Here is an 8740-nt window from a genome sequence, read left to right as displayed (position 1 = left end):
GAGGCCGAACTAGCCGCAATGGCCAACCAGCTGTTCGCCGCCAGCTTCCGGCCCGGTAACGACAGCCCGCCCCAGACGACTGCGCCCGCTCCGCGCGGCTCAGTCCCCGACACGACATCGGCTGCCGCGTCCTACGGCGCGGCCGGCGCGGGAGCGCAGCCGGTCTCACCGCCCGCGGTGTTCACCGAAGCCCCTGGGATGACGTTGCCGCCTCCGAGTTCGCCTGGGCCCGAACCGGTTCCACCGCAGACGGTGCCGGTTGCCCCGCGCGGAAACGCACCAGATGTCACCACCGCTCCGTCAGCCGGGCATGCGGTGGCCGGGGTGGGCGACATCTACACCCCGCCACATCTCGAGGAATTCGCCGTGCCGACTGGCATCGTGCCCACGGTGCCGGGAGTGCTGGCCCGACCGACGCCCAGCGCGCCGGTGGCGCCCCGCGGTTCGACGCCCGGGTGGCCGACGGAGATTCCCGCGATCCCCGACATCCCTATTGCCACGCTCACGCCAACCGGTGACGAGTCGAACTACTACTTCATCTCCGGCGCACCGGCGCTGCCCGAACCGGTGCCGCAGTATCCGGACCGTCACGAGATTTTCGACGTCGACGCGATCCGGGCCGATTTCCCGATCCTGCGCGAAACCGTCAACGGCAAACCGCTGATCTGGTTCGACAACGCGGCCACCACCCAAAAGCCCCAGGCCGTGATCGACCGCCTGGCCTATTTCTACGCCCACGAGAACTCCAACATCCACCGCGCCGCACACGAATTGGCCGCCCGCGCCACCGACGCCTACGAAGAAGCCCGAGAAACCGTTCGGCGCTTCATCGGAGCACCAAAATCCGAACAGATCATCTTCGTGCGCGGCACCACCGAAGCCATCAACCTGGTAGCCAATGCCTGGGGCGGCAAACACCTCAAGCCGGGCGACGAGATCCTCATCACCCACCTCGAACACCACGCCAATATCGTTCCCTGGCAAATGATCTCACAGAAGACCGGCGCCATCCTCAAGGTGGCGCCCGTCGACGACGCCGGCAACCTGCTACTCGGCGAGTTCGAGGACCTGCTCGGCCCGCGAACCAAACTAGTAGCCGCAACCCAGGTGTCCAACGCGCTGGGCACAATCACACCGGTGGACAAAATCGTCGAACTCGGCCACCGCTACGGCGCCCGAGTCCTCATCGACGCCGCCCAATCGATCCCCCACATCCCGATCAACGTCAACAAGACCGGCGCCGACTTCCTCGTGTTCTCCGGACACAAGATCTTCGGACCCACCGGCATCGGCGTGCTCTACGGCACCGAGCAGGCCCTAGCCGAAACCCCACCATGGCAGGGCGGCGGCAACATGATCGCCGACGTCACCTTCGAACGCTCGCTGTATCAGGGCCTGCCCAACAAGTTCGAAGCCGGCACCGGCAACATCGCCGACGCCGTCGGACTCGGAGAAGCCCTGCGCTACGTCGAGAAGATAGGCATCGACCGCATCGCCGCCTACGAACACGCACTACTGGACTACGCCACACCCCGACTAGCCGCTATCAACGGAGTCCGCCTGATCGGCACCGCCGACGAAAAGGCCAGCGTGCTGTCCTTCGTGCTCGCCGGCCACGAGCCGCTCGAAGTCGGCAAAGCCCTCAACACCGAAGGCATCGCGGTACGCGCCGGACATCACTGCGCACAACCCATCCTGCGACGAATGGGCATCGAAGCCACCGTTCGCCCATCATTCGCCTTCTACAACACCTACGACGAAATCGACGTCTTCATCAACGCGGTACGACGCATCGCCGACGGCGGCGCGAACACCGGTTAGAGGAGAACCGCGTTACCTACCTCACCCACACCCCCCGACGTCTGGTATGACTGTCTAAGTAAATTGCCGTAACGGGGAGGACTTGGGCCTGGTGAGCGCCCCGACCGAAGAGCGCGTGGTCGCTGCTGAGCAGCCTCACCGACCAGCCTTGGCCAAATGGATCCGCCGCCTGGCGGTGCCCATCATCCTCGGCTGGGTCGGCCTGATCGTCGTCTTGAACACGGTCGTCCCGCAGCTGGACGAAGTGGGTCGGCTGCGTGCGGTCTCGATGTCCCCCAAAGACGCGCCATCGGTGATCGCGATGATGCGTTCAGGCAAGGTCTTCGAAGAGTCCGACTCGGACAGCTCGGCGATGATCGTCCTCGAGGGCGACCAGCCTCTGGGCGATGCCGCGCACCACTTCTACAACGAGATGGTCGCCAAGCTGCGTGCCGACACCACGCACGTGCAGCACATCCAGGATTTCTGGGGTGATCCACTCACCGAGGCCGGTGCGCTGAGCGCGGACAGCAAGGCCGTCTACGTGCAGGTGGCGCTCGCCGGGAACATGGGCGAGACGCTCGGTAACGACTCGGTCGAAGCCGTCCAGAAAATCGTCAAGGGCTTGTCGCCGCCACCGGGTGTGAAGGTGTTCGTGACCGGCGGCCCGGCGTTGCAGGCTGATCAGCAGCAGGCCGGCGACGCCAGCATCAGGCTGATCGAGCTCACCACCATCACCGTCATCCTGGTGATGCTGCTGTTCTTCTACCGGTCGGTCGTCACCGTCATCCTCGTGCTGGTGATGCTGGTGCTCGGCCTGTCGGTGACCCGCGGCGCGGTGGCGTTCCTGGGCTATCACAACCTGATCGGGCTGTCGCCCTTCGCGACCCAGTTGCTCGTGACGCTGGCGATAGCCGCGACAACCGACTACGCGATCTTCCTGATCGGGCGATATCAAGAGGCCCGGGCGCTCGGCGAGGACAAAGAATCCGCTTACTACACGATGTACCACGGCACCGCTCACGTGGTGCTGGCCTCGGGCATGACCATCGCCGGGGCGACGTTCTGCCTGTCCTTCACCCGGCTGCCGTATTTCAAGTCGCTGGGTGTGCCACTGGCCGTGGGCATGGTGGTTGCCGTGATCTCCGCGTTGACGCTCGGCGCGGCGATCATCACCGTCGCCAGCCGCTTCGGGCTGCTGGAGCCCAAGCGCGCGATGCGAATTCGGTTCTGGCGAAAGCTGGGCGCGCTGGTGGTGCGCTGGCCCGCCGGCATTCTGCTTGCGACGATCATGATCGCCCTGATCGGGTTGATCACTCTGCCGGGCTATCAACCGAGCTACAACGACCGCAAGTACCTGCCTGCCGACCTGCCGGCCAACGAGGGCTTCGCGGCGGCCGAGCGCCACTTCCCGATCGCCCGGATGAACCCCGAAATGCTCTTGATCGAGACCGATCACGACGTCCGCAACTCAGCGGACTTCTTGGTGATAGAGCGGATCAGCAAGGCCATCTCCAAGGTCCCCGGCATCGGCCGGGTGCAGTCGATCACCCGCCCAGCCGGGAAGCCGTTGAAGTACAGCACGATTCCGGCCCAGATCAGCATGGGCGGCACCAACCAGACGATGAACCGCTCGTACATGGAAGACCGCATGAAGGACATGCTGGTTCAGGGCGAGCAGATGCAGCAGACCATCAACACGATGACGCAGATGATCGACTTGATGGAAGAGATGAGCAACATGATGCACGACATGGTGGCCAAGATGGACACCATGACGCTGGACATCGCCGCGCTGCGGGATCACATCGCGGAATTCGACGACTTCTTCCGTCCGATCCGCAGTTACCTCTACTGGGAACCGCACTGCTACGACATCCCGATGTGCTGGTCTATCCGATCGGTGTTCGACACCCTTGACGGCGTCGACACCATGGTCGACGACATCCAATCGCTGCTCCCGGACATGCACCGGCTGGATGCCCTGATGCCGCAAATGGTTTCGCTGATGCGCCCGACCATCGAATCGATGAAGCGGATGCGGATCATGATGCTGACCCAGCAGGCCACCCAGGCCAGCCAGCAGGATCAGCAGGCCGCGCTGAGCCAGAACCAATCCGCCATGGGTGCGGCGTTCAACGACTCGCTCAACGACGACACGTTCTATTTACCGCCGGAGATCTTCGACAACGACGAATTCAAGCGCGGCATAAAGAATTTCATCTCCCCCAACGGCCACGCGATCCGGTTCATCATCTCCCACGAGGAAGACCCGTTGTCGGCCGACGGCATCAAGCGCATCGACGCGATCAAGAACGCTGCTTTCGAGGCCATCAAGGGCACGCCTCTGGAGGGCTCGAGGATCTACCTGGGCGGTACCGCGTCCGCCTTCAAGGACTTGCAGGAGGGCAACGAGTACGACCTGCTGATCGCCGGAGTGGCCGCGTTGTCGCTGATCTTCATCATCATGCTGATCATCACCCGCGCCATCGTCGCTGCGGCGGTGATCGTCGGCACGGTGGTGCTCTCGCTCGGGGCGTCGTTCGGGCTCTCAGTTCTGTTGTGGCAGCACATATTGGGCATGGAGCTGCAATTCATGGTGATGGCCATGGCGGTCATCATCTTGTTGGCGGTCGGTGCCGACTACAACCTGCTGTTGGTGTCTCGGATGAAAGAGGAGATACCCGCCGGAATCAATACCGGCATCATCCGCGCGATGGGCGGCAGCGGTTCGGTGGTGACGGCGGCGGGCCTGGTGTTCGCGTTCACCATGATCTCGATGTCGGTCAGCGCGATGGTGGTGGTCGCTCAGGTGGGCACGACGATCGGGCTCGGCCTGCTGTTCGACACCCTGGTGGTGCGTGCGTTCATGACGCCGGCGATCGCCGCGATAATGGGGCCGTGGTTCTGGTGGCCGCAAACCGTGCGGCCCAAACCTCTATCCAAGCGGCCGCACGGTCAGCTACTCAGGTAGCTCCGAGCTTCGCCCGGATCAGCGTTGCCAGATCACGACCAGCCCGCTGTAGCGGGACCGACGATCGAGCCGCCATCGACATGATCACGGCGCCCTCGATGGTCGCGACGACGGTGGTCGCGAGATCTTCTGCGGAGCTGGGGTCGAGTCCGGCCGCCTCGACGGGCCGCGCGATGAGTCGCACCCATCGCGTGAAGGCGTCGGCGGCAGCCGCCGCCGCCGCCGCCGGCGCCTCAGACCTGCCCAGCGTGGCCGCCACAATCGGACAGCCGGCCCCGTAGTCGCTGTCGGCCAGCGCAGCCTCCCAGGCCAGCACGAATGCCTGGACCGATGCAATCGGGTCGCCTTCAACGACGATTCCCTCGAGCATCGCCGCGAACCCCGCGGCAGCGGATTCGGTTGCCGCGGCGACTAATTCGGGCTTGCCATCCGGAAAATTCAGGTAGAGCGTGCGACGCGCCAAGCCACTGTGTTCGAGGATCTGCGAAACGCTCGCGCTACCCACTCCACGCCGGCGCACCAGCGCGATCGTGGTGTCGATCAAGCGTTGCCTGGCTGACATCGCGCCCTCCGTCCATTGCACTAGACCAATCAGTCTACTATCGCATGAAGCTTAGTAGATCGATCGGTCTACAACTGCAAGGAAGGGGGCCGTGATGAGTACGGCCAATCAAGCATTACGGAAATTCCGCCGAGAACGCATCGTGGGCCGGTACGTCGCCAATCCAGCGGTGACACTGTTTCGGCGCATCGGTGTCCGCACCACGTTCGCGACGGAGCTGCAGACGATGGGCCGCAAGTCGGGGCAATGGCGCTCGGTCCCCGTTTCCGCGGGTTTCGACGCGACCGGTGCGTGGGTGATTTCCCAGCATGGGCATCGGTCCGGGTGGGCACTCAATGTCGCCGACGATCCGAATGTCCGTATCCGGCAGGGGCATCGATGGCGAAGCGGTACTGCGCATTTCGTGCCCGATGACGACCCGCTGGCGCGAGTTCGAACCTTTGCGACGTCGGCGCTGCTGTCGCCGCTGGTGATCGCCACGTTCAAGGCGCTGCAATCCGATCCGATCAGCGTTCGTATCGACTTCGTGGACTGATGCCGACCTGGGGGAGTTCCTCAGAAGACGATTGTCTGGTTGCCATGTCGGATGATGCGGTCCTGACAGTGCCACAGCACCGCGCGGGACAGCACAGCGCGTTCGACATCCGCACCGAGGCGGGTCAGGTCGCCGACATCATGGCGGTGGTCGACTCGCACGACGTCTTGTTCGATGATGGGTCCTTCGTCGAGTGTTTCGGTCACGTAGTGCGCTGTCGCCCCGACGAGTTTGACGCCGCGGTCCTTCGCCTGGCGATACGGTGCGGCGCCGACGAAACTTGGCAGGAATGAGTGATGAATGTTGATCAGAGGGCAACCGACCTCGGCGAGGAAATGCGGCGAGAGGATCTGCATGTAGCGGGCCAGTACCACAAGGTCGATGTTGCCGCGCAGCATCTCGAGTTGATGTTGTTCGGCTTGTGCCCGAAGGTCTTTGGTAGCGGGCACGTGGACGAACGGGATACCGAACGGGCGCACCTGATCGGCCAGGTGGGGGTGGTTCGAAATCACCATCACCACCGACATGTCCAGCTCACCACGGCGGTTGCGCCACAGCAGGTCCAGAAGACAATGGTCAGCCGTCGACGCCATGATCGCCACCCGCTTGGGTTGGGCGGCCTCAGTGAATGCGAAGTCCATATCGAACTGTGAAGCCACCTGTTCAGCGAAGTCTCGCTCCAGAGCGGCGCGCACAGTCGACAATTCAGGGAGGTGAAAGATTGTGCGCTGCATGAATTTTCCGCCCGAATACTGAGTCGAATGCTGATCCAGCGACACGATATTGGCACCGGCCCGAGCGAGGAATGCACTGACGGCCGCCACCAACCCCGGACGGTCGGCACAGTGCAGCAGCAATCGGCCGACGTCCGCTTTCGCCGGCGCCCCCGGAATCATCTGGGGGTACCGCCCGTTCGCCGGGGCCTGGGCGCCATTGCGAAATGCCATGTCTCTCAGAATCCTTCATACTCAAGCACTCAGGGCGCCGGCGGTAGCCGACGCCCCAAGTGCCCTAACAGCAGCAGCCTCTGATCGGGGCCGCCGCCGTATCAGTTATGACGAGGCGCCGTGAGCGCCGTGAGCGCCGTTGGTGCCGTTGGCGCCAGTGGCACCGGTTGCACCGGTTGCACCGGTGTTGCCCTTCACCCCGGTTGTTCCGGTCGCGCCGGTCGCTCCGGTGGTGCCGGTCGCGCCGTTGCTACCGGCCGTGCCGGTATGACCGGTGTGGCCGAGCAGCCCGCCGTGACCCGGGGTTCCGGCTGCAGCGCCGCTGCCACCGGTTCCGCCGGTCCCACCTGCAGCGCCGGTGCCACCGGTTCCACCGGTCCCACCTGCGCCGCCGGTTCCACCAGCACCGCCCGAACCGCCTGTTGCACCCGAACCACCGAGTCCACCTGTGCCACCGACGCCGGTTCCACCAGCGCCCGTGCCAGCTCCGCCGGCACCGCCGACGCCGCCGTTACCACCAGCGGCACCGGCTCCGCCGGTCCCGCCCGCAGCGCCGGTTCCACCTGCGCCGCCGTTACCGCCGGCCTGGCCTGCACCGCCGGTGCCGCCGGTGCCGCCGGTGCCGCCGTTACCCGCCGCACCTCCGCTACCGAGGAGGCCACCTGTGCCACCGTTGCCACCGACGCCTGCGGGTCCACCCGCAGTGCCGTTGCCTCCGACGTTGGTCCCGTTGGCACCGTTGGTGCCGGCTCCGCCAGCACTTCCGGTTCCGCCGGCCTGGCCTGCGACACCGGTTCCACCGTTACCGCCGTTACCGCCGGTTCCGCCAGTACCGACACCCGTGGTGCTGACCGCAGCTCCGCCGGCGCCCCCAGCGCCACCATTGGTGTTACCGGTTCCACCGTTGCCACCGTTGGCACCGTTACCCCCGACAGCCAGCCCACCTGTCGCGGTGGTGGACGAGGCGCCGCCTGCGCCGCCTGCGCCACCGTTGGATCCAGCAGTTCCATTGCCGCCGGCCGCGCCGTTACCGCCGGTCGCAAGGGGCGCTGCGCCCGCCACGGCACCGCCAGCGCCACCTTGGCCGCCGCCGTTGCCGTCGGTGCCGGCGACGCCGTTACCGCCGGTCACGGTGCTGGTCGCACCCGCCATGCCCTCGACGCCCGGAGCACCGCTCGGAGTCGGGTTCACACCGTCGGCACCCGTTGTGCCCGTCGTCGTGCCAGCCGTGCCGGTCACGCCGTTAGCAGCCGTGCCGGTACCTGCGCCGCCGGTCGTACCGAGCGTGCCGTTGCCGCCGGTCCCGCCGTTACCGCCGTGACCGAACAACGCCAAAGAGCCGGCATTCCCGCCATTGCCGCCTGCCGCACTGGTTCCGCCGGCTCCGCCGCCACCACCACTGCCGAAGAACAGGCCGCCGTTGCCGCCGTTGCCGCCGGTCAGTCCCGCTGACCCGGAGCCACCGATACCGCCGTAGCCGATCAAGAGACCGGCATTCCCACCATTGACGCCCGAGCCCGCCGCACCATTGGTGCCGTTGGCGATGAAGATATTCACGATCGGGATCTGCCCGGCGAGCCCAATGAGGCCGTAGAGAGGTTCATTCACACCAGCTGGGCTGAATAGCTGGGCGGCCAGCATATTCGGGGTGGGTGAGTTCAGGGTGACCGCAGAGGCGTTGGCCTGAAGAGCGCTACTGGCCGAACATCCGGATCCCACCATGAGGCATTGAAGCCCGGTCGATGCCTCAGCGCTTGACGCTGGTGACAGAGGCGGGGCGAGCGCAGGCGCGGCCTGCGCGGCACCGGCGCCGAACGCCAAGGAGGCACCCGCTCCGACCATCGCGATTCCCGTTGCACATGGATAGATGTATTTTCTCATTGTCTTGCTCCTGTTTTGAGTTACTGATGTTGAGCCTTATT

Annotated in this window: 6 protein-coding genes; 3 read left to right on the top strand and 3 right to left on the bottom strand. The window is 65.2% G+C overall.

The genetic code is table 11. From position 1 onward, the window contains the following. Positions 1-1821, top strand: a 1821-nt coding sequence (locus CG716_RS16700; RefSeq protein WP_234817871.1) for a family 2A encapsulin nanocompartment cargo protein cysteine desulfurase, incomplete at its 5' end; no start/stop codon positions are given. 91 nt (positions 1822-1912) lie between these two features. After that, positions 1913-4774, top strand: a complete 2862-nt coding sequence (locus tag CG716_RS16695; RefSeq protein ID WP_094481499.1) for an MMPL/RND family transporter — start codon at positions 1913-1915, stop codon at positions 4772-4774. Here the strand turns inward: CG716_RS16695 and CG716_RS16690 are convergent. Further along, positions 4767-5336, bottom strand: a complete 570-nt coding sequence (locus CG716_RS16690) for a TetR/AcrR family transcriptional regulator (protein ID WP_094481497.1) — start codon at positions 5334-5336, stop codon at positions 4767-4769. The genes CG716_RS16695 and CG716_RS16690 overlap by 8 nt on opposite strands. 94 nt (positions 5337-5430) lie before the next feature. On the opposite strand from CG716_RS16690, the gene CG716_RS16685 reads away from it, so the two are divergent. Beyond that, positions 5431-5871, top strand: a complete 441-nt coding sequence (locus CG716_RS16685; protein ID WP_094481495.1) for a nitroreductase/quinone reductase family protein — start codon at positions 5431-5433, stop codon at positions 5869-5871. Positions 5872-5891: 20 nt separating this feature from the next. On the opposite strand, the gene purU is transcribed toward CG716_RS16685, so the two are convergent. Further along, on the bottom strand, positions 5892-6767 hold the full coding sequence (gene purU, locus CG716_RS16680; RefSeq protein WP_094481559.1) for a formyltetrahydrofolate deformylase: 876 nt from the start codon (positions 6765-6767) through the stop codon (positions 5892-5894). Between the two features lie 156 nt (positions 6768-6923). Further along, positions 6924-8699 (bottom strand): PE family protein, encoded by a 1776-nt coding sequence (locus CG716_RS30230; RefSeq protein ID WP_474626735.1) that lies wholly within the window; start codon positions 8697-8699, stop codon positions 6924-6926. Between the last annotated feature and the right edge of the window lie 41 nt (positions 8700-8740).

This window comes from Mycolicibacterium sphagni (assembly GCF_002250655.1).
Taxonomy (GTDB): domain Bacteria; phylum Actinomycetota; class Actinomycetes; order Mycobacteriales; family Mycobacteriaceae; genus Mycobacterium; species Mycobacterium sphagni.
The sequence above is the reverse complement of the archived record's forward strand: the minus strand, read 5'-3'. Positions and strand labels throughout refer to the sequence as shown.